The following is a 20183-nucleotide window of genomic DNA, read 5'->3' on the forward strand; positions in this document are numbered from 1 at the left end:
GAGATCCAGCTCGATACCGGCGGTTTCCGCCTGGCGCGCGTTCTTCTCGCCGATGGCCGCCGCGACGTGGGCGCGGTCGGCTCCCCAGAGATCGATATTCAGCGTGGCGCCGACGCCTACCGTATTCAGGGTGTACCAGGGACCGTTTTTATCGACCGGCAGAGAGTAGGAGTAGGGCCAGGTGAACTGCTTGTTGGTCACCCGCAGGCGGTTTTGCGCCGCCACCGCGGTGGCCTGCACGCCCATTGCCGACTGCGCCAGCTCTACCGTTGACTGCGATTGCGAAATGCGCAACCGGGCGGCCTGCATGGTCGGGGAGTTCTGCAGGGCGCGGTTCACCAGCATGTTGAGCTGGGCATCGTCATAGCCTTCCCACCATCTGGCCGTCGGCCAGCCGCTGTTCGCCAGATGAATCACCTGCGCGAGCTCCGCCTGCTGCGGGTTGACGATCCTGACCTGAGAAGGATCGTCCTGAATCAGCGCACACCCGGCGAGCAGGAGGAAAGCGAGGGGTGAGTAGCGCAGGTAGCGGGCTGCGGTGTCCATTTTTCTCATGACTTATCTGCCTGTCGCGGAAGATCTGAAGATGCGGACGACCACGTCGGTAACGTCGTCAGTAGCGTCGCCAGCGGCGGACCAAAGGGGTTGCGGGGATCCGGATGCAGCGCGCGCGGCGGCGCCGGTGCGGGCTGCTGGCGCTCGATATCCTCGGCGTAGGCCTGAAGCTGCGCGGCGCTGCGCGGGAGAAAATCATCCCCCGGCGCGGCGTACAGCCGGTAGCCTTCGCTCAAGCGCACGATCTCCTGGGCCTGAAGCCAGGTCGCTTTGACCGGCCAGGCTTTGGCTTCCGGATGCGGATGGGCCCAGGCGTTGAGCGGCTCTGCGGCCACCCGATGCATCAGGGTTTCGGCGCCGTTCAGGGAGTGAAACAGCGGCACCAGCCTGACTTCATCATCCCCGGCGCGCAGGTAGCCGGCAATCTGCCGGTAGAGCTGCGCAAGGCGCGATTTCAGCGGCAGGGCTTCGCTATCCGGCCACAGGTAGAGGTGGACGATCGACGACACCAGCACCCCGAGCAGGATGCCGATAACCCGATCGCGCAGCTCGGTGAGATTAGCCAGCGGCCCGAACCAGTTGAGGAAGGCCAGCGAAAAGGTAAAGCCAATCTGGATCCCGGCGTAGGCGATGCGCTCCGAGCCGGCGGCAATCCACGCCGACAGCGCCATTACCGGGAGAGTCATCGCCAGCAGCCCGACGATGGATTCGGTGTGCGGCTGAACGTAGACGATCATTAGCAGCGCCAGCAGGGTAGCGAGCAGGGCGCCGCCGATGCGCAGCCAGGTTTTCTGCAGGGTTGCCCCCAGCCCCGGCTGGGCGACAATCACGCAGCTCAGCATAATGGTGTGGATACCCTGCCAGTCGGCGGCGGTATAGAAAACGTAGCACAGCAGGGTCGCCAGCAGCGTTTTGAGGGCGAAGTGCAGGTAGGCCGGATTGGTCCACGCATCGGGCAGCAGCAGCGGGGCCTTTTCCTCTTCCCCGGCCGGCAGCGCAACCGCTTCGCCGCGGGCCAGCTTGTCCAGGGTGGCGGCCATCTCCTGGAGGATCACGCCGTTGGCGCTATCCCGGGCGACGATCTCCGGCCGCGCGGGCAGGGCGTCGGCGCGCAGGTTCTCCGCCAATGCTGAGAGCGCGGCGGAGAGCTGCCGGCGCTCGGCGGGATGGTCATTCCCCGGCTGAAGCAGCGCGGCAAGGTGATAGCAGTGCAGCGCGGCGGCCATCAGCGATTGCCACCCCTGCGGGTCGGCGGCCATCTCCGGGCTGGAGCGGGTCGCCTGCTTATAGAGGCCGTTTAGCTGGGCAAAGTTTTCGGCGATCTCTTTAAACGTCGGCTGGTTTTTCAGCGGCCCCGGCTGCACGAGCAGCTGCGCAACCTGGCGCAGCAGGACGACGATCCGCGCCTTGAGCTGGTAGCCGGGAAACGCCTGCTGAAAACAGGCGTTCACCAGCAGGGTGACCACGATGGCGGTGTTAATGACCACCCACAGCCACAGCAGCAGGCGCACCAGGATCTCGCTCTGGCTGGTCATCGACGGGAAGGTTTGCGCGTAGATCACCACCAGCGCCACCACGAAGAAGGCCAGCCCCAGCTTGCCCAGCACCCGCATCAGGTAGATCGCGCCGAAAAACAGCAGCACCGAGGCCACCAGGCGGATCAGCGGATAATCATAGGTCCATTTGATGATCAGCAGCACGCAGCCCAGCGCCACGCTGACGGTGATAAAAAACACCACGCTCACCAGCTTGATCATCAGCACGTTCGGCTGGCTGACGTAAAACACCACGATCAGCGCGACGGCCAGGAAGGGGATCTGCAGGGTCATAAACAGGACGATCAGCACCGCGCAGCTCAGCGTCAGGCGCAGGGTATAGTTGGCCCGGCCCGGCACATCGCGGAGTTCCCGCTTCAGGAACGACCAGAAGTTCTGCATGCCGTCCCCTTACTGCGGCTGCAGCACGGCGCTGGCGGAGGCGCCCATGCGGAACAGTTCAGGGTCGGGATCTTTGACGGCGATCTTCACCGGGAAGCGCTGGGAAACGTGGACCCAGTTGATGCTCTTCTGGACGATCGGCAGGCCTTCAATCACGCTCCCGCCTTCGGGCAGCACCCCGGAGCCCACGGAATCCACCACTCCGGAGAAGATTCTGTCGTGGTTGGTCATCACGGTAACCCGCGCCGGAACGCCCGGACGGACGTTTTTAAGATCGGTTTCGCGGAAGTTGGCGATCACGTACCAGCGGTCGTCATCCATCAGGGTAAACACCGGCTTGAGCGCCGAGGCGTACTGGCCGACGGTGGTTTTCAGCGCCACCACCACGCCGTTGAAGGGGGCGCGGACTTCGGTAAATTCAAGATGCAGCTCCGCCAGCGCAATCTGCGCCAGGATCCCCGCCCGCTGGGCAACCATCGCGTCTACGCCGGAGACGGCGGCGGAGGCCTGCTTCGCCTGCAGCAGCGTCGCCTGCAGCTCGGCGCGGGCGGCCTTTTCCGCGGTTCTCGCCTGGTCGAGATCTTCCTGCGAGGCAAAGCCCTGCGGCACCAGCGGCTCGAGGCGGGTGCGGGAAGAGGTGGTCTGCTTAACCAGCGCCCTGGCGCGCTCGACGGCGGCGGCCACCGACTGGGCGTTGTACTCCTGGGCCTTAACCGTGCGCTGGGTCAGCATGATTTGCGCATCCAGCGTCGTCAGCCGGGCTTTGGCGTCGTCGAGCATCGCCTGGTAGGGGCGCGGATCGATGCGGAACAGCAGATCGCCTTTCTTCACCCGCTGGTTGTCGCGGATCGGCATTTCGACGATCCGCCCGCTCACCTCCGGCACCACGTCAATGGTGTCGGTATAGACGTAGGCGTCGTTGGTGGCCGGCGAGGTCTGGAGCTGCCAGATAACCACAATAAGCGCCACGATCGCGGCGAGGACGAGGGCCAGCAGGGGCCACTTTTTCCGTAATACGCTTGGGCTGGAGTTTGTCATAGCGGCTTAGTTAACAAAGAAGAGGAACCACAGGATTGTGGCGAACAGGAACATCAGCGCCAGGTAGCTGAAGACCAGCGGCGAAAATCGCGGCTGCCAGCCCCGGCGAACGATCAGGATATGGCAGGGAATGAGTAAAAATACGCCGCCCAATAAACAGAAGAACCAGCCGGGAAATGCGGCGCCTAATACCGGGATCGCCGGTGATAAAGAGCAGCCGGAAATGAAAGGCGCGGTTAATAATAGTGCCGGAGGGGCCAGTTTCACTATTCGATTCAAGGGAGGGCTCCTGAGCGCTCATATCATATGGAATGAGTTTAATCTCACTGGGTGCAATCAGGAAGACTCAAGTTCTATATTTCTGCCGCCGGTTGAGGCCGGGTTTTACAAAGCGGGTGAATATAAACGCATTTATTTTGCATTAATGATGGCAGGGGCGGAGAAATAGGGGCGAAGGGTTTCTGCCGCTGCCCGTAGTCAGCGCCTTCCGCCAGGACTATGCTTAGGGTCTGAACAATAAAAACAATGGGGCAATGTCATGGATAAGCAGCTACTGGACGCGGGGTTTCGCGTCTACAGCGGAGAGAAAATCGATGTCTACTTCAATACGGAAATCTGCCAGCACTCGGGGAATTGCGTACGCGGTAGCGCGAAGCTCTTCAATCTGAAACGTAAGCCGTGGATCGCGCCGGACGAGGTGGATGCCGCCACGGTCGTGCGCGTCATCGATACCTGCCCGAGCGGCGCCCTGAAGTATCGCCAAAAATAAGTGAGGACGTGATGGAAATACTGGAAGGCCACAACAAGTTTTACGTCAATGACGCCGAGGGCAATCAGGTCGCCGAAATTGTCTTTGTCCCCACCGGGGAGCATCTCAGCATTATTGAACATACCGACGTCGACGAGAGCCTGAAAGGGCAGGGCGTGGGTAAAAAGCTGGTGGCCAAGGTAGTGGAAAAAATGCGCGGCGAGCAGCGTAAAATTATCCCGCTATGTCCGTTTGCTAAACACGAGTTTGATAATACCCGCGAATACGATGATATCCGCGCCTGATATAAATACGCCGGCTTTCGCCGGCGCTAAATTTTAGGGGATAACCGCAGACTCGCTTGCCACATCCGGGATCTCTTTTCTGGTGCTTATTTCTTTAGAAAGAGCTTAGCCAGAATTTTTGGCCGCAGCCGCGCGCGTCAATATTATTTCGGCAGCACGTTTGCGGCTGCGCGCATAAAGCACGCGGCATCAGCTGATATCAGGTCGTGCCTTCATTTTCCAGCTTCTGCCGTTTGCGCAGGTGCGGGAAAATGGTCATCCATATCGCCACCACCACCAGCGTGCCAATCCCGCCCAGCGCCGCGGCCGGCACCGCGCCCATCCACGCCGCCAGCAGGCCGGACTCAAACTCGCCGAGCTGGTTCGAGGTATTGATGAAGATGGCGTTTACCGCGTTCACCCGGCCGCGCATATCGTCCGGCGTATCCAGCTGCACCAGCGCGCCGCGAATGACCATGCTCACCATATCGAACCCGCCGAGCGTGGCCAGCGCCAGCATGGAGAGCCACAGCTTCGTCGAGAGCGCAAACACCAGCGTCGCCAGGCCAAAGCCGGCCACCGAGGCGAACATGATCAGGCCCACGTTCTTCTCCAGCTTGTTGCGGCTGAGCCAGACGCCCACCAGCAGCGCGCCGACCGATGGCGCCCCGCGCAGCATCCCCAGGCCCCAGGGGCCGGTGTGCAGAATATCCTGGGCGAAGATCGGCAGCAGCGCCGTCGCCCCGCCGAGGAGCACGGCAAACAGATCGAGCGAGATCACGCCCAGGACGTCTTTTCTCTCGCGGATAAAATGGACGCCGGCAAACAGGTTCTTGAGGTTCATCGGCAGGCGGGTTTGCGGCGGCCGCTCGTAGCGCAGCCGGCTCACCAGCACAATCGAGAACAGATAGAACAGGGCGGAGACGCCGTAGACCACTTCCGGACCGGCGACGTACAGCAGGCCGCCCAGGGTTGGGCCGATAATTACCGCCGCCTGTCCCCCAACGGAGCTGGCCGCCATCGCGCGGGCGAGGATCGGCGGCGGCACCAGCGCCGGCAGCATCGAGGTGATCGCCGGCCACTCCAGCGCTTTTGCCACCGAGATTAAGAAGACCAGCCCCCAAATCTCAACTTTATCCGCCCAGTGCAGCAGCGTCAGCGCCACCAGCCCGAGCAGCGCCGCCCATTCGATGAGCTGGCCTAGCAGCACGATGCGCCGGCGATCGAACTGATCCGCGAGGTGTCCGGCGGGCAGGGCCAGCAGCACTGAAGGGAGGAACTGCATCAGGCCGATCATCCCCAGCGCCATCGCGCTGTGGGTGATGGCGTAAATTTGCCAGCTAACGGCAACCGAGAACATCTGAAAGCCAAACGATGAACAGGTGCGCGCCAGCCAAAAGGTGACGAACGACCCGTGCCGCAGGAGAGAATCTTCCGCTGCGGATACCTGTGAACCCATAGTCTTATCCCATTCAAAGCCAATATTCCGGCCAGCATCTTTGTGCCGGCCTGGTGAGGCGCCCGTAACGGGCGCTTCTTATCTTTTTTTGCACATTTCAGAGTGCGACATCCTGGCCGTTCGGGCAGTGGCGAGGCGTGCGCTGAGCATGCGATTAATTATCTTAAATGGGTTTCAGCAGGCGCGTCTAAGTATTGGCAGGCCGGTAATCCGGGGGGAGGGAGCGGCAGGTAAATGGTTTCGGTTACGGCGGGTCTCAGGGCGGCCGCGGTCCCGCAGAATGCCCGTATGCTATAGTTTTAGGCTTCTCGGTGAATGAGAAGGCGTTTAATCCTCCCACCACGACAGGAAACGTAACTTGCCTCAACCCCCGGAACGGTCGATGCGTCGGACCGCATTTATTGCAGATACCGCTGCGCTGATCCTCTTCTTCACGACAACCGGCATTATTAATGAACGTATGATTGCCGGTATGACCTGGGAGCAGGTTCTTCACGCCCGCCTGCTGGGGGCGGCGCTGATGATTCCTGTCGCAAGGCCCTACGGTATCTGGCGGGATTGGCTGATGCGGCGCGCCGGCCCCGGTCGGGTGTCTCAGCTGCTCTGGGACAGCGCAGCTCTCGTCAGTTTTCAGGTGCCGATCTATGCGTTGATTATTGCCTTCAGCGGTGCTTCGGGAAGCGGGCTGGTGCGGGGCACTCTCGGCGCCGCGCTGATGATGCTTTGCCTGGGACGGCCCTACGGCGCGTTTCTTAACTGGGTGCGTAAGTTATTCGGCCTGCCTCCCGGAGGCAGCAAGCCGATGTCGTTGGGTGACTGAAGGGGGCTGCGTTCGGCGCGGACGTTGGCGTTTTGGATTAATACGAATATTGAAGCAAGTCCGGGTAACCGATAGTCAGGAGCCCCGGAAATAAAGTCAAAGCGGTGAAATAGCGTCTACAACATGCTGGAAAACGTAAGGATCGGACAGGAGCTCAAATGCTTCGTCGTCCGGATAAGTCACGGCCACGTGATAGTTTTCTCCCGCAAAGGCTTTTACCGAATGCAGATCCTGCCAGTAAGTTGCCAAAAAGAAATGCTCCCAGTTCCCCTGGCTTTCCCTGCGCACAAACGCGCCTCGATTTCCGCGTATGCTCCTTGAATGCTCCACGCCTGTTTTTTCCAGGTGTTTCGCAAAACCTTCCGCATGTTCAAGCGGAACACAGCCGTGCCAGGTCCTTACAATCATTAGCTTTTCCTCTCAAGTGGCGAGAGCATAACCATACCACCGGAAGGTACTTTATTGTGTATTTTTCGCAGAGCATGCTGCTGTAGTACGAAATAGATTAATGTGACAGGGCAGTATTTATACCACGTCCGGGTCAAGATATTGCTGGGCAGGTTTGTGCCATTAGCGGATGTTGCTAATGCCGCTGATGTATTAATCAATGGGGAACAGGTCAATCGCTCATAGCTGCTGGTCAAATATCTCGCATTCAGCATGTGAGATGACAGTCTTTGGCTGATGGGCAGAATGACAGGGTAGCCCAGGGGCGACATTTCCGGGAGACAATCAACGGGAAACATTTTAATGTGAGAGTTTAGGCAGGTCACAGCGTATGTATTACAACATGCCATTGGAAGAATGATACATGCCACCTGCGAGTGTGGAACAACCGAAAAGCCTACTGCACCAGGGGATGCCTTGCTATGTTGACCGATCTCAGCAGAGATGAAAGCAAAAGACTTGCGGCAATCGACTTGTTGAAAAATCCTGATAAGGGTCGGGATGACGCGTTAAAAAAATATACTCATCTAATATGCCAGTTGCTGAACATGCCGATGGGCTTTGTTTCTGTTCTCGATGATGAAAAGCAATACATCAAATCCGCCCAGAATGTTGCCGTTACGGAAACCAGCCTGAGCGAGGCATTTTGCGTACAGACCCTGAAACAGAGTAAGACATCCATTTGTCATGACACTCATCAGCACCCTACCTTTCGTGACTATCACGCGGTAAAAGAAGCTCCATTCATTCGCTTTTATGCCGGGTGTCCACTTAAAACCCAGGATGGAGTACCCGTAGGTACCTTGTGTATCCTCGATACTCAGCCCAGGGAACTTTCAGACGAGCAGCTCGATCTTTTTGAAAAGATGGCAGGCCTTATATCGGATTTTCTGGCCTCGTGGCACTCCGTCGGCTACATCGATATAGTCACGCTATTACCAAACCGGCAGCGACTGCTGAAGGATATCGAGGTTTCAGCTGAAGGCGCATTCAGGCTCGTCATCATTGATTGCATTGATATGCCATTAGCCTACGAAATGGCTCGCTCACTCGGTATGACTGCCGTAGAAAATCTACTTCGTAATATGGTCGCAGAACTGCAGACCCGCCTACCTTTAGCAGGACTGCTCTACGCCGTGGCAGTCGGACGATTTGCCTTTTTTACCCATAAGCAGAAAGCTCTGACATTAGAAGATATCTCTCTAAGCCTGCAGGGGATCCAGGCCAGGATCACCCCTGAAGTCCCCCTTGATCTGGATATTCACATGGGTGACTCCGGGCTTTGCGATAAATCTCTGACATCGAATGAAATTCTGCGACGTGCAGTCAGCGCATTGCATGAAGCAATAAGTCAGGGGCGCCGGTTTACAGTCTATGATGACGCACTGGATACCCGTAAGAAGGCTGATTTCAGCCTTCTTACCGAAGTCAGACAAGCTATATATGAAAACCAGGGCTTATATCTGGTTTATCAGCCGAAAATCTCACTGGTGACAGGGCGTGTGACGGGGGCCGAAGCGTTGCTGAGATGGCAACACCCTAAAAACGGCGAAGTGTTGCCGGGTATGTTTATTCCTCTGGTCGAGAAGACCAGCCTGATGCGTGAGCTCACAGCGTGGGTTATCGATCACACTATTGTGCAACTGAGTGCCTGGCAAAGCCGTGGACTTTCTTTACCCGTGTCGATTAATCTGGCCGCCAGTGATTTTTCAAGACCAGATTTCGCCGATGAGCTGGAACAGAAAATGCTGGATGCGCGTTTGGAGCCCGCCCTGCTGGGGGTGGAGTGTCTGGAGACCGAGAAGATGCTGGAAAGCCCCGCTGCACTTATCGGCCTGGACATGCTCAAACTACGCGGATTTAAAATATCTCTGGATGATTTTGGTTCCGGATACAGCAACATTAATTACCTGCGACAAATCCCGATGGACATCATCAAGCTTGACCGCTCTATTGTGAGTAAGGTTGCTCGCGACAAGGCCAGCCGCATCATTGTTCGCAACGTTATCACACTCCTCAAACAGCTCGACTATATCGTTCTGGCCGAAGGGGTCGAGGATGCCAGTACCGTTGATATTTTAAGAAGGCTGGGCTGCGATGAAGTTCAGGGCTATTTTTTGGCCAAACCGATGACCCCCGATGCTTTTGAAGCCTGGTATCACGGCAGAGACGAAGCCTTAAAGTGAACGAGTTAAGATAAACACGTATGCTCGCTTGCCCGTACTGTATGAATAAGAAGGGAGTTGGTCACCCTGACCTGTTCTCCATTGTTTATCAGACGCCAATGTTAGTCCTGCATCCGGGTAATCATGCCAAATTCTAACTTACGCTTCTCGCTCACAGCGGACCTTCGGCTCAGTGACCGGGTCTGCTTTGTGCCATAAAGCGGATGTTGATGCTAGTGCGCTGAGATAGAGGTACATCAGAAATGGCAGCCTCCTGATACTGACACTTACCCCTCTACTAAAAATCAATACTATCAATTTAGTATTGATTTTTAGTAGAGGGGGGGATATTACTTTTCATATCCGTATAAATTAATTCTACCTGATAAATACTCACCTAAATATACTTCACTGATTTTATTGAAGCCTTGCTTTATAACTTCATTTTCTAACCAGTCACTATCCTTGTTAAGTATTTCGAGCAGATCATGGTTGGCCAAACCATCCACTATAATTGGATAGCGTATATTTTCATCACCACATTGTATAATTGTTAACTGACCATTCTGTTCAAGAACCACGCGTTTAAGTTGTTCTATTTCGTAAATGCCATTTGCTCTTAATTTGAACATCAAATCATTCGCAGAAACACCGTTGCGTAAACATTCCTTAACATTAACACTGCCATTATGTACCAAAGTAATAGGCTTCCCATCAAGAACCCTCTTAACTAATCGATTATTTTCTTTTAAAAACTTGAGAACAAAGACGAGAAAAGTCCATATGATTAATACTAGAACAAATTGTAGTACTGTTATCGATTCATTGTAAATTACGCCACCGATAATCCCTCCTAGCACATAGTTCTGAACCTGATCCATTGCGGATGAAGGGGCCAGATTTCCTTTTCCCATGAGATTTATTTGAACAATTAAGCACAGTATTCCCAGTCCCAATTTTATTATGATAGGTGTATAAATTATCATTTCCAATCCTCAGTTTTTCATGATTTCTATATCTGGGGTTACTAACGAAACCTCTGCTAAGCTGTATGTTTTTTGATCCGGACTTAAGTTAACGCGATAATAAAAATCATTAACTTTAACGATAATGCCATCCGAAAGTTGTATTGAACTGGAGAATATAGAATTGACACTCACTCCTTTTTCTTGTGATAACAACCTAATAAAGTTAACCATTTGTGATGATTGGGAGTGTATATTTTGGCTATCGGTATAATCTGCATACTGAACACCAGAAATGAAGAGTAAAAATAAGAAAACGATGATCGTTAAGTCACGGTATTTCGTTTGCAGACGATGGCGCATATACAGGCTAAAAACAACGATCAGGATAAATAACGCACTAAATATAACAATGTATTTTAAATAATCATTGATGCTAGATTGCATTTGTAGATAATCGATGCCATAAAATCTCATAACTATATAATCCCTAACCCCTCAAGAGCCCATTTTTATTATAGTAACATATAGCCTCTTTCAGCCCTGATGTTACTTAACAACTAGTAATTATCAGTCATCGGCTGAAATTTGTCATTATCCATTAAGCCAGCTGAAGTGAACAGTTTTCTATTACTCAAGGCGCCGCGATATAAGTATGCGTTCAAATCTCCCGCTCTTCGCTCATAGCAGACCTGAGGACCAGTCAGCCTATCCTCTGCCAGCCAACAGCAGACTTTAAGCGTTATTTGAGGGATCATACTTCAACTGTGATTCGTCACTGTAAATCGTACCATCATCATCCATTACTTGGGCATGAAGGCGTTTTGCAATCCGCAACATCTTTCTGTACAGGTATGTATCGTTCAGGTAAGACGGGCTGTGTAATCACAGAGTACCCGCCTGAATCATCAGCTACGTTTTTATTAGTGTTCACGGGCAGGGTGGGGGAGCGGATAATCAAAATCAACCTTGATCGGCTCCGCATAGCGGCTGTTCCATAGCTGGCTGTAAAGCGCATCTACACGCTCGGCCATCGGCGCACTATTCAGCACCAGCTCAAGGTTACGCGAGTTATCAAAATAGCCCCCGCTCCAGTTGCTGGTCCCCACCCAGGCAGTCGAGCCGTCGATAGTCATCAGCTTACTGTGAACCACCCTCGCAAACGGGATAAATCCACGGCTTGCGGGAGGGATCGTCACCACCTTCAGCTGAACGTTAGGCACCAGCGACAGGCTCTTTAACCAGAACACATCCGGCTTCTTCAGATTCCAGCTGGCAACCATCAGTTCAACCTGTACACCACGCGCTGCCGCGCTGCGCAGGGCGTTATCAATGGGGGCGTAAAAGGGACGCTTCCCCTTTTCTCCCCACGATAGCGGCGCATAATCCATCACCTGTACCCGGATCCGCGATTTGGCGTTGGCCAGCAGACGCGGCAGTTCAACCTGCGAGTCAATCACCCCGCTCGGGTTATAATCGCGCGGGCTGGCAACCAGATAATTGCCCTGCGGAGGCGACTCCGAAGCCTGCCATGCCAGCTTCGGCACCGGCTTATTCTCCTCAAGCAGGGCCTGCGCCTGCCAGTCCTGATCGAAAATAGCCTGAATTTGCCGCACCGCTTGCGCATCGCTGATTCGCAAGCCGGTCTCCTGAATCTGCTCCAGCGCGCGCCAGTCAAAATTCTGGCTACCGACAAAGGCTTCTTTGCCATCCGCCAGCAGATACTTGGCGTGGACAATCCCCCCGGTCAGCCGATGGAACGGAATAATCCGCAGCTCGAGGTTCGGGATCGTTTTCAGGGCCGCCAGCGTTTCCGGCGTCGAAAGGCCAACTCCCTTCTCCTCCATCAGAAAACGAATCTTCACTCCCCGTTCTCCGGCGGCCCGTAGATGGTTCAGCACGCCGTCCAGCAGAGAGCCTTTTTCATTTGCCACATAAAACTGCGCCAGATCGATATGGCTGCGCGCCGAGTCAAACATCTGCTGCCAGACTTCGGCAGCATTGCGCAAATCATTATTCTGCAGCGTGGTTTCCTGCGGCGCGTTATATACCAGCTCGTAGCCTGGTATCGAGAATTCCGCCTGCGCGGGCGGGCTTAACAGCATCCAGGCGCCCGCGACCAGACTCATCAGGCGGCCTCCCGGCCACCCGTATCGACGATAATCAGGCATAGCGCTGCGCCTCGCGCCCTTCCCAGCGATTACCGCCCTGTTCCGGACGATTGACCGGGCTTCCGGCGCGGATCAGCAGCACTTTCAGCAGCTCGTTAATGCGCTCCATGCGGCTTTGCAGGTAGTTATTCCCTACCAGGCACAGCAGCGCTATCGCAATCCCCAGACCGGTGGCGTATAGCGCGGTGCCCATCCCGGCGGAAACCATACTGGCGTCAGAGACGCCAGAGGCGGAGAGCGCCTTAAAGGTATCCATAATCCCCAGTATCGTACCCAGCAGACCCAGCAACGGCGCGGCGGTTACCACGGTTTCGAGCATCCACAGCCCGCGCGACATCTGTGGTTTACTCAGCAGATATTGGGCGTCAATCAAATCGCTCATCGCCTCCCGGTCTTCTGCCGTCTGTTTTTTCTCCAGTACCGGCAGAATAACGGTCAGCGGAAGGCTATTGCGCCCGGTCAGCGATTCCGGCAGGTCCGACACTCGGCGGACGTCCGGCGTCAACGCCTTCTCAAAGCGCTGAGCCTGACGCTGGGCCCACGAAAAATAGAGACCGCGTTCGACCAGTATCACCACGGCGATCGCCAGCGCGGCATACATAACGTAGAAAATAATGTCGTGAATCAGGTTGGCATCCATCAAAGTGCCCTCCGGTTAATTAAAAGGTTGCTTCCAGCGAAACGCTAAAGGTGCGCTCTTCGCCGACGTTGTAATACGGGGTGCTGGCCTTCACGCCATCGTAAGGAGCCGCGTTAAAGGTCGTCGAGCGTACGGAGGTCAGGTACTGTTTATCGAACAGGTTATCGATGCCAAAGCGCAGGGTGGCGCTTTTAACAATCTTTTTGTCCACCGGCAGATGAACGCCCGCGGCAACATCAAAGACCGTGCGCCCGCCGATTTTTTCATCGTTGGTCAAATCGCCATAGAACGAGCTGACGTATTTACCGCCGAAGCTGCCGTAATAGAGGCCATCGTCATAGCCCAGCGACATGTTAAGCATGTTTTTCGGGACGTTCGGTACCGTTTTGCCCGCCGTTGGCAGTGGATTACCGCCGTTGCTGACAATGTCATCTTTTTGTTCGGAATGAGTGTAGGTGTAAGAGGTGTAGTAGTTGAAGTTGTACGGCAGCTTACCGCTCCACTCCAGCTCCATGCCTTTACTTTCGACGCTGCCGATATTCATCATTTCGTAGTCGCCGTCAGCATTGGTGGTCGAAATCTGACGGTCGGTATAGCGCATATAGAAAAGCGTCGCGCTCAGCAGCATATCTTCACGCTGGAAACGCCAGCCCAGCTCGTGGTTCCAGCTCAGCTCCGGCTTGGTGCTGATTGAATCGCCCACGTTATAGAGCACGTAGTTTGGCGGCGTACGCATGTTGCGCGTCAGGTTATAGAACAGCTGGTTTTCCATATCCGGCTTGTAGCTGATGCTAAAATTCGGCAGGAATTCATGATAGGTCGCCTTACGTTTTTCCGGGGCGTTATACAGGCTGCCTTTGTTATCACCAATGCGCTCGACGTACTGATACGCCAGCCCACCCACCAGCGTCCAGTCCGGCGTCACGAACCAGGTATCCTGAAGCCATACTTTTTGCGCCGGAGTGATGGTGTACTGGTTACGGCCCTGTACCGTGTTGCCGTTGGCGTCTTTCACCTGATCGGATCCGCCTGGTTTACCGGAGACGTTCGCCGGGTTGCCATCATCCTGAATGCTGATAAACGGCTGGGTCTGCGACTGGCGCGCACGCTCATACCAGTAGCCGATATCCAGGCTGTGCTCGTCGTTAATATCCCACTTCAATTTGGTGGTGACGCCCGGTCTCCATGTCTGGGTCCACGAAGGCCGGTAATAGGTATTGGAACTTAAATTGCTCAGGTCGTACTGTCCGGCTTTATCGGAGGTATTAGACAGCACCGAGGCCGTTTGACCGGTAAAGCTGCCGCCGTTACCCCAGTAGTAATAGGGCTGAACGGTCAACGCGAGGTTGTCCCGCAGCTGCAGTCTTTGTGAAAAAGAGAGGGTGAAGGTTTCAAACGGGTTACGGTTAAGCTTGTAATATTTGTTCAGCTGACCTTTGTTGTTATAGGCCGGAGTGGTTGAGTAGTCCTGGCGCGTATCCTCTTCAAACTGCGCTTTGCTTAGGGTGTTGTAGTTGCTGTTATCCTGGCGGTTATACTTCATGATCAGGTTACTGCTGTTGCCGTTCCCATCCTCGTACAGTGAGTTCATCTCGAACTTATCAGAATAGAGGCGTCCTTCTCCGCGCCATTTTTTGGCCTCGGTATGCGAGTATGAGAGCCAGTTGCTGAAGCCGTTATACTCACCGGTCTCCAGGCGGGCAAAAGTTTTGCTGAGATTATTGCTCCCCAGCGTTTGCTTGACGAAGCCGCCGAACTCTTTCGCTGGACGCTTTGTGACGAGACCAATATTACCGCCGCTGGAACCGATATGCGGACCATCCGCTTCGGAAGAGCCCTGGGTAACAAAGATCTGCTCAAGGTTTTCCGCATCGCCCAGCAGGTTCGGATAAACCGCGTAGTTGCCCGAGTCGTTAATCGGAATGCCGTCCATCGACAGGCCGATTTGATCGGAGTTCATCCCGCGCATGGTGTAGTCGATACCGCTCAGGCCGCTGGCGTCATTACTGTTGACGTTCATACCCGGCGTATATTTCAGCATATCGATGGCGTTGCTGGCGCCGGGAGCTTTGTCCATGGCTTCTTTAGTCAGAGTGGATCGCGCTTTACTGCTGTCTTCCTGCACCATCAGACCGCCGCCAAGCGACTGCCCTTTGACGTTAATCTCTCCCACATCGCTGCTTTCCGCCGCCAGCGAGGAACCCGATAACAATGCCGACACCACGGCTAACGCAATCCCAGAATAATTAAAGTTCTTCATTTCTTTTCCTATAAAAAACAAATGATTAATTAGGCTTTATGGAGCCTGATAATTAAACGTTGCGGTAAATTTTTTGCTTCTTTGTCCGGCAAAGGCCTCTTCAGGAAAGGGCTTCAGCTGGCTGATACTTTGTAAAGAGCTAAGCGCTGCGCGATTGAGCAACATGCTCGGGGCCTTGCTGGCAATACCGGAAGAAAGCACTCTGCCGCTGCGGTCGACTTCCAGCCAGATCTCAACGTTGCCCTGCGGGCGCTCCAGTGAAGCCTGACGGCCGCTCGGGTAGCGTTTACGCTGCTCCAGCTCGCGGCGCAGCGCCTGCAGGTAGCCGTTTTCCACCGCCTGTGCGTTCGCTTTCGGCGCCGGAGGAGAAGGCGGCGCGGCTGGTTTACTCACCGGGCTGCGAACGGCGGCGGGCTGCTGAGCCACGCGCTCCTGCGGCTTGGGTGCTTTCCCATGGACCGGTTTTGGCCTGGGTTTAGGTTTCGGCTTAACAATCGGTTTGGCCTGGATAATGGGGTCCGGGGCAGGAACGACGGGTTCAGCAATCGGTTCCGGCTCAGGTTGAGGTTCCGGCGGCAGTTCTGGCTGAGGTTCCGGGACGGGCTCCGGCTGCGGCGGTTCGGGTTCGGCCAGCGACAGTTCCATTACCGTATCGTCATAATGCGGTTTAACCTGCAGCACGGCATGCTGGCTGACGAATAGTAAGCATCCGGCGATAACTATCGCGGGTAGCCAGCTAACAACGTGACGTGAGCGATAAAGCAGATACATATCACTGCTTCCGTGTGGCGATGGAAATGGAGAAGAAGCCGCCCTGACGTAAGGTATCCATCACCGCGACCAGGCGTTCCACCGCAACCTCTTTATCGCTGTTCACGATAATGGTGGTGGTTTGGCTTTCCTGCTGCTGTTGCTTTAGGGTCTTCACCAACGCATCAAGGGCCAGCGGTTGGCCGTCCAGCTGCAGCTGTTCACCGGCGCCGAGGGTGATAATGGCTTTTTTTTGCGGTTTAAGCTGTTGGGCGCTACTGGCCGACGGCAGCTGGGTTTTCAGGCCCAGAGCCGGGATCACATTCAGGCTAATCAGGACAAAGAAAACCAGTAAAAACATCATCACATCGATCATTGGGATCAGTTCGATATGGGCTTTATTCTTTTTAGGCTCACTCCAGTTACGCATGGTACTCCCCCCAAAAATTGAAGGGGTCAATATAGAAGCGCTATGTTTATTTCTTGTTACAAATTTATGATTTTATTATCACAAATCACGCATTTTTGTGAAAAACAGCCACCCATATGCTTTATTAAATAAATCGCTCTTTGGCTCCGGTTAGGAGCTGATCATTACATTACTGGGGTATAAGGCGGCGATGTAACATATTACCTGTCCGGGAAGGTAACTCTTTAATAATCATGACGTATAGGTCAGACTAAAACCTGAGAACCGGGCTAAGAGTGCATCTGTAAGTATCCCGCTAAACCAGACCAGTCACTTTTGGATTCTTTCGACACACCGGTGTAAGGCTAGCTTCAGCTTTTCGCCAGAGGCGGGCTCAGCACACTACTCTGGCAGCTAAGTATCAGAAGCGGACGTTGTTGGCATAGTGTTATGTTGTTAACTGGGAGAAATTCATAGGGTGTGCGGTTCGAGCAATGAGGGAGCTGTCTGACACTGATTAATTATGGAGAATATAAATGACAAGTGATTTGATCGCGGTTTCTGCTATTGGCGTAGCCATCCTGTTTGGTGCAATGAGCCCGGGAGCTAGCTTTCTTCTCGTCGCCCGAATGGCCATGTCCAGTTCGAGACGGGCGGCTTTATCTGTTGCTGCAGGTATGGGTTTTGGTGCGTCTGTTTTTGCTGCAATAGCGTTAGCAGGTCTCCACACCCTGCTGACTCTGATCCCATCACTTTACACAGGACTTAAGGTTGCAGGCGGTTGCTATCTTTTATGGCTGGCGTTGAAAATGTTTCGTCGTCCTTCAAATCGTTTTAATGATTCTGCCGGTACGCAGGAAGTAAGCGTCTCAAAAGCTTTTATGACTGGCGTTTTTACGCAAATAAGCAATCCCCATACTGCGCTGGTATTTGCCAGTATTTTTTCCGCAGCGCTTAGCAAAAATATTCAGCCTGTTATGTACATCATCCTGCCCGCAATGGCATTCGTTATTGATGTGCTCTGGTATGCAGTCGTTGCATGCTTATTATCAACTGACGGGCCACGTCAGGCTTACATTAAATATCGTAAGTTTATAGATAAACTCAGCGGAGGCGTTATGGCCTTTTTGGGAATACGACTACTGCTGAAGTGAGTCTGACGCGTACGATGTCGTCTGGTGATACGAAGTGTTCATGTCTGCTGTCGCTCACAGCGGACCTTTGGCCCAGTAAGCCTGTCCGCTCCGTGCCAATAGCGGAAGTTTCTAACATCAGGTAGGGTTCATTGATGAGGGACTTTTATAATCATATAGCCACCTTCCAGACGATAGTAGAGGTGGCTATATGAAACCGGGCAACAGATTGCCTACGGTGTTGATGGCCACACGTGTGGGACAATTTTGTTTAACGTTAGCGGTGCCAGTTGACTGGACGAGATATTGGAAGGAGATAACCAGAGAATTTCCTCAATTTCAGCAGCGGGCTTCACATCCTGAATGTGCCTTTCCATGCTGAACATGCAGGCATGAAGCAGATGTCCGGGTTCGTTAGCAGCGCTATCTGTGAATTCGCCAAGCGCGATAAGCTCTTCTTGTGATAGTTCAAGATTAAGCTCTTCCCTGAGTTCCCGAATCAGTGCTGAGCGAGCGTCTTCTCCTGGCTCAATTTTCCCTCCGGGTTGCATAAAATACACGGTGCCTCTCTTCCTGACCAGAAGCAATCGCCCTTTGTCATCCATCATGACCGCAGCAGCAATATGAATCGTTTTTTGCTCAAGCATGGTGATTTCCGTTCCACGTTGTCCATTTTGAAGCAGGTGGTGTATAGGTTTTAAAATAATCGATAATATCGTGCAAATTCTCAGAAAAAAGAAGCATATCGGCATAATCCTGTTTCATAAAACCTTCACTTACCATCTGATGTACCATCACTCTTAGAGGATTGTAAAAGTGATTAACGTTCAGAAACGCACAGGGTTTATCATGTATTCCTAATTGGGCCCAGGTCCACTGTTCAAATATCTCCTCAGCAGTTCCTGCACCACCGGGTAATGCGATAAAACAGGATGCTAATTCTGCCATCACAGATTTTCTCTGGTGCATATTATCCACCACCTGCAGTTCGGACAACCCGGTGTGGGCAATTTCACGTTCCAGCAAGGATTTTGGAATAACACCCGTTACATGACCACCATATGCGAGAGCTGAGTCGGCTATGGCACCCATTAAACCAACGCGCCCGCCACCATAAACGATATTTATACTCTGTTCAGCTAAACATCTACCAACATGACGAGCAGCCTCCATGTACGCCGGTGTACAGCCTTCAGAAGAACCACAGAATATGCCCACGGTGTGCATATTTTCTCCTCAAAAAAATGAACAAATCCCCGTGATGGGAGATTCAGGGAGGCACATCTTAACATGTCCCCCGCGGGAAAGTGGATGAGTGCTATTCTTCAGTAAAAGAAGGCAAATGATTTGAAGACCAAACGACTGCTCTTCGCTCATAGCAGACCAGGTATCCGTTTTTGGCCGTTTAGTGCCAGTAGCGAACGTTAAAGCAGAAATGTCATCGTTACGTGATGAAACAGATGACGGCTGATGTTTATTTTTCGTTAGTTAACAGATGATTTAAAGCCAAAGAGGGAGTAATCATGAGCAGGTTTCAGGGAAAACGTATATTAATTACTGGCGGTACCAGCGGTATGGGACTAGCAGGTGCACTGCGCATTGTTAGTGAGGGAGGTCAGGTAGCCATTACCGGGCTCAATGATGAAAGACTGGAGCGCACCCGAAGCCTGCTGCCTGAGTCATCTCTTATTCTGAAAAACGATGCTGCCAGCGAAGCAGATATAAGTGATCTTCAGGCAGCTATAAGCGGCTGGGGTTCACTTGACGGATTATGGCTTAATGCCGGCTTCGCAGAGGTTGGCTCGCCGGAGTCTGTAACGGCAGATGCATTTACTCGTATGATGAATGCTAATGTCCGTGGTCCGATGCTACAGCTTGCAGCCCTCTCTGGATCACTCAATCCAGGTGCGTCTGTTCTTGTCACCTCATCTTCTTCTGTTTATGAAGGTGCAGCAATGACCAGCCTCTATGCCGCAACGAAAGGCGCTATTGTCGCTATGGTTAAAAGCTGGGCCTCTGCACTGGCTGAACGTCGTATCCGCGCCAATACATTGGTACCGGGCCCGGTTGAAACTAACTTCAGGCATTTTATGCCTGAAGAGTCGCGTCAGCAGTTTGAGGATTTTGTGGTCAGCCAGGTACCTCTCGGCCGGGTAGGAACAGCAAAAGAAGCTGCTGCAGTTGCGCTTTTCCTCCTTTCCGATGACGCCTCCTATGTTACCGGCAGCCAGTACGCAGTAGACGGTGGACTAGTACATTACTGAATTTAGCCCCCATCATTTCCGGAAGCAGAGACTCAAAGCTTCACTGCATAGGTGGGGAAAATGGCAGCGGCCCCGCTCTTAATAAATAAACGATCCGTTACTCTATAATCGTCTGCTTTTCGCTCAGGCGGCCTTCAA

Annotated in this window: 21 protein-coding genes; 6 read left to right on the forward strand and 15 right to left on the reverse strand. The window is 53.7% G+C overall.

Features of this window, described 5'->3' with window-relative positions; genetic code table 11:
- The 4 genes from PFH44_RS07495 to PFH44_RS07510 all read right to left on the reverse strand — a co-directional run.
- Positions 1 to 555, reverse strand: a 555-nt coding sequence (locus PFH44_RS07495; RefSeq protein WP_283824699.1) for a TolC family protein, incomplete at its 3' end; no start/stop codon positions are given.
- Complete coding sequence (locus PFH44_RS07500; RefSeq protein WP_283824700.1) at positions 552 to 2492, reverse strand: FUSC family protein; 1941 nt, start codon at positions 2490 to 2492, stop codon at positions 552 to 554. The genes PFH44_RS07495 and PFH44_RS07500, both read right to left, overlap by 4 nt.
- A gap of 9 nt (positions 2493 to 2501) precedes the next feature.
- The gene (gene mdtN, locus PFH44_RS07505) at positions 2502 to 3530 is read right to left on the reverse strand and encodes a multidrug transporter subunit MdtN (protein ID WP_283824701.1); all 1029 of its coding nucleotides are present in this window, start codon (positions 3528 to 3530) and stop codon (positions 2502 to 2504) included.
- A gap of 6 nt (positions 3531 to 3536) precedes the next feature.
- Complete coding sequence (locus tag PFH44_RS07510) at positions 3537 to 3809, reverse strand: YtcA family lipoprotein (RefSeq protein WP_128877237.1); 273 nt, start codon at positions 3807 to 3809, stop codon at positions 3537 to 3539.
- A 259-nt stretch (positions 3810 to 4068) separates the two neighbouring features.
- Here PFH44_RS07510 and yjdI point away from each other — a divergent pair, with 259 nt between their 5' ends.
- Entirely contained in the window at positions 4069 to 4299 is a 231-nt protein-coding gene (gene yjdI / locus PFH44_RS07515) for a 4Fe-4S mono-cluster protein YjdI (RefSeq protein ID WP_283824702.1), read from the forward strand.
- 11 nt (positions 4300 to 4310) lie between these two features.
- The gene (locus PFH44_RS07520; RefSeq protein ID WP_041147122.1) at positions 4311 to 4583 is read left to right on the forward strand and encodes a GNAT family N-acetyltransferase; all 273 of its coding nucleotides are present in this window, start codon (positions 4311 to 4313) and stop codon (positions 4581 to 4583) included.
- A gap of 199 nt (positions 4584 to 4782) precedes the next feature.
- Here the strand turns inward: PFH44_RS07520 and PFH44_RS07525 are convergent, their stop codons facing one another.
- Positions 4783 to 6021: an MFS transporter gene (locus PFH44_RS07525; RefSeq protein ID WP_283824703.1), complete on the reverse strand. Its 1239-nt coding sequence runs from the start codon at positions 6019 to 6021 to the stop codon at positions 4783 to 4785.
- Between the two features lie 382 nt (positions 6022 to 6403).
- Between PFH44_RS07525 and alaE the strand changes: the two genes are divergently transcribed.
- A complete protein-coding gene (gene alaE / locus PFH44_RS07530; RefSeq protein ID WP_283824704.1) occupies positions 6404 to 6841 on the forward strand; it encodes an L-alanine exporter AlaE in 438 nt (145 codons plus the stop codon).
- 96 nt (positions 6842 to 6937) lie between these two features.
- On the opposite strand, the gene PFH44_RS07535 is transcribed toward alaE, so the two are convergent.
- Complete coding sequence (locus PFH44_RS07535; protein WP_283824705.1) at positions 6938 to 7249, reverse strand: hypothetical protein; 312 nt, start codon at positions 7247 to 7249, stop codon at positions 6938 to 6940.
- A gap of 461 nt (positions 7250 to 7710) precedes the next feature.
- Between PFH44_RS07535 and PFH44_RS07540 the strand changes: the two genes are divergently transcribed.
- Complete coding sequence (locus PFH44_RS07540) at positions 7711 to 9474, forward strand: sensor domain-containing phosphodiesterase (protein ID WP_283824706.1); 1764 nt, start codon at positions 7711 to 7713, stop codon at positions 9472 to 9474.
- 329 nt (positions 9475 to 9803) lie between these two features.
- Here PFH44_RS07540 and PFH44_RS07545 read toward each other — a convergent pair whose 3' ends face one another.
- From PFH44_RS07545 to PFH44_RS07575, 7 genes are all read right to left on the reverse strand, one after another.
- A complete protein-coding gene (locus PFH44_RS07545; protein WP_283824707.1) occupies positions 9804 to 10439 on the reverse strand; it encodes a DUF421 domain-containing protein in 636 nt (211 codons plus the stop codon).
- A gap of 9 nt (positions 10440 to 10448) precedes the next feature.
- Positions 10449 to 10895, reverse strand: a complete 447-nt coding sequence (locus PFH44_RS07550; RefSeq protein ID WP_045857246.1) for a DUF3290 domain-containing protein — start codon at positions 10893 to 10895, stop codon at positions 10449 to 10451.
- A 446-nt stretch (positions 10896 to 11341) separates the two neighbouring features.
- Positions 11342 to 12547 carry a phospholipase D-like domain-containing protein gene (locus PFH44_RS07555; RefSeq protein WP_406627079.1) on the reverse strand — a complete coding sequence of 402 codons (1206 nt, stop codon included), beginning with the start codon at positions 12545 to 12547 and terminating at the stop codon, positions 11342 to 11344.
- Positions 12548 to 12581: 34 nt separating this feature from the next.
- The gene (locus tag PFH44_RS07560; RefSeq protein WP_045857250.1) at positions 12582 to 13229 is read right to left on the reverse strand and encodes a MotA/TolQ/ExbB proton channel family protein; all 648 of its coding nucleotides are present in this window, start codon (positions 13227 to 13229) and stop codon (positions 12582 to 12584) included.
- A gap of 19 nt (positions 13230 to 13248) precedes the next feature.
- Positions 13249 to 15489, reverse strand: a complete 2241-nt coding sequence (locus PFH44_RS07565) for a TonB-dependent receptor family protein (protein ID WP_283824708.1) — start codon at positions 15487 to 15489, stop codon at positions 13249 to 13251.
- Positions 15490 to 15525: 36 nt separating this feature from the next.
- On the reverse strand, positions 15526 to 16260 hold the full coding sequence (locus PFH44_RS07570) for an energy transducer TonB family protein (RefSeq protein ID WP_283824709.1): 735 nt from the start codon (positions 16258 to 16260) through the stop codon (positions 15526 to 15528).
- 1 nt (position 16261) lies between these two features.
- Positions 16262 to 16669, reverse strand: coding sequence for an ExbD/TolR family protein (locus PFH44_RS07575; RefSeq protein WP_045857253.1), 408 nt, complete (start codon positions 16667 to 16669; stop codon positions 16262 to 16264).
- Positions 16670 to 17184: 515 nt separating this feature from the next.
- Between PFH44_RS07575 and PFH44_RS07580 the strand changes: the two genes are divergently transcribed.
- On the forward strand, positions 17185 to 17802 hold the full coding sequence (locus PFH44_RS07580; RefSeq protein WP_045857255.1) for a LysE family transporter: 618 nt from the start codon (positions 17185 to 17187) through the stop codon (positions 17800 to 17802).
- Positions 17803 to 18014: 212 nt separating this feature from the next.
- On the opposite strand, the gene PFH44_RS07585 is transcribed toward PFH44_RS07580, so the two are convergent.
- Both PFH44_RS07585 and PFH44_RS07590 read right to left on the reverse strand, forming a co-directional pair.
- Complete coding sequence (locus PFH44_RS07585; RefSeq protein WP_045857258.1) at positions 18015 to 18428, reverse strand: NUDIX hydrolase; 414 nt, start codon at positions 18426 to 18428, stop codon at positions 18015 to 18017.
- On the reverse strand, positions 18421 to 19008 hold the full coding sequence (locus tag PFH44_RS07590; RefSeq protein WP_045857260.1) for an LOG family protein: 588 nt from the start codon (positions 19006 to 19008) through the stop codon (positions 18421 to 18423). Before PFH44_RS07590 ends, PFH44_RS07585 begins: the two co-directional genes overlap by 8 nt.
- 296 nt (positions 19009 to 19304) lie before the next feature.
- On the opposite strand from PFH44_RS07590, the gene PFH44_RS07595 reads away from it, so the two are divergent.
- On the forward strand, positions 19305 to 20045 hold the full coding sequence (locus PFH44_RS07595) for an SDR family oxidoreductase (protein ID WP_045857262.1): 741 nt from the start codon (positions 19305 to 19307) through the stop codon (positions 20043 to 20045).
- Positions 20046 to 20183: the final 138 nt, after the last annotated feature.

Source organism: Klebsiella sp. Ech2A (assembly GCF_030078455.1).
Classification (GTDB): Bacteria; Pseudomonadota; Gammaproteobacteria; order Enterobacterales; family Enterobacteriaceae; genus Klebsiella; species Klebsiella terrigena.

Bases quoted from the DNA above. Each gene is read 5' to 3' on its own strand.
- PFH44_RS07500 (WP_283824700.1), bottom strand. From the start codon at position 2,492: ATGCAGAACTTCTGGTCGTTCCTGAAGCGGGAACTCCGCGATGTGCCG.
- mdtN (WP_283824701.1), bottom strand. From the start codon at position 3,530: ATGACAAACTCCAGCCCAAGCGTATTACGGAAAAAGTGGCCCCTGCTG.
- yjdI (WP_283824702.1), top strand. From the start codon at position 4,069: ATGGATAAGCAGCTACTGGACGCGGGGTTTCGCGTCTACAGCGGAGAG.
- PFH44_RS07520 (WP_041147122.1), top strand. From the start codon at position 4,311: ATGGAAATACTGGAAGGCCACAACAAGTTTTACGTCAATGACGCCGAG.
- PFH44_RS07525 (WP_283824703.1), bottom strand. From the start codon at position 6,021: ATGGGTTCACAGGTATCCGCAGCGGAAGATTCTCTCCTGCGGCACGGG.
- alaE (WP_283824704.1), top strand. From the start codon at position 6,404: ATGCGTCGGACCGCATTTATTGCAGATACCGCTGCGCTGATCCTCTTC.
- PFH44_RS07535 (WP_283824705.1), bottom strand. From the start codon at position 7,249: ATGATTGTAAGGACCTGGCACGGCTGTGTTCCGCTTGAACATGCGGAA.
- PFH44_RS07540 (WP_283824706.1), top strand. From the start codon at position 7,711: ATGTTGACCGATCTCAGCAGAGATGAAAGCAAAAGACTTGCGGCAATC.
- PFH44_RS07545 (WP_283824707.1), bottom strand. From the start codon at position 10,439: ATGATAATTTATACACCTATCATAATAAAATTGGGACTGGGAATACTG.
- PFH44_RS07550 (WP_045857246.1), bottom strand. From the start codon at position 10,895: ATGAGATTTTATGGCATCGATTATCTACAAATGCAATCTAGCATCAAT.
- PFH44_RS07555 (WP_406627079.1), bottom strand. From the start codon at position 12,547: ATGAGTCTGGTCGCGGGCGCCTGGATGCTGTTAAGCCCGCCCGCGCAG.
- PFH44_RS07560 (WP_045857250.1), bottom strand. From the start codon at position 13,229: ATGGATGCCAACCTGATTCACGACATTATTTTCTACGTTATGTATGCC.
- PFH44_RS07565 (WP_283824708.1), bottom strand. From the start codon at position 15,489: ATGAAGAACTTTAATTATTCTGGGATTGCGTTAGCCGTGGTGTCGGCA.
- PFH44_RS07570 (WP_283824709.1), bottom strand. From the start codon at position 16,260: ATGTATCTGCTTTATCGCTCACGTCACGTTGTTAGCTGGCTACCCGCG.
- PFH44_RS07575 (WP_045857253.1), bottom strand. From the start codon at position 16,669: ATGCGTAACTGGAGTGAGCCTAAAAAGAATAAAGCCCATATCGAACTG.
- PFH44_RS07580 (WP_045857255.1), top strand. From the start codon at position 17,185: ATGACAAGTGATTTGATCGCGGTTTCTGCTATTGGCGTAGCCATCCTG.
- PFH44_RS07585 (WP_045857258.1), bottom strand. From the start codon at position 18,428: ATGCTTGAGCAAAAAACGATTCATATTGCTGCTGCGGTCATGATGGAT.
- PFH44_RS07590 (WP_045857260.1), bottom strand. From the start codon at position 19,008: ATGCACACCGTGGGCATATTCTGTGGTTCTTCTGAAGGCTGTACACCG.
- PFH44_RS07595 (WP_045857262.1), top strand. From the start codon at position 19,305: ATGAGCAGGTTTCAGGGAAAACGTATATTAATTACTGGCGGTACCAGC.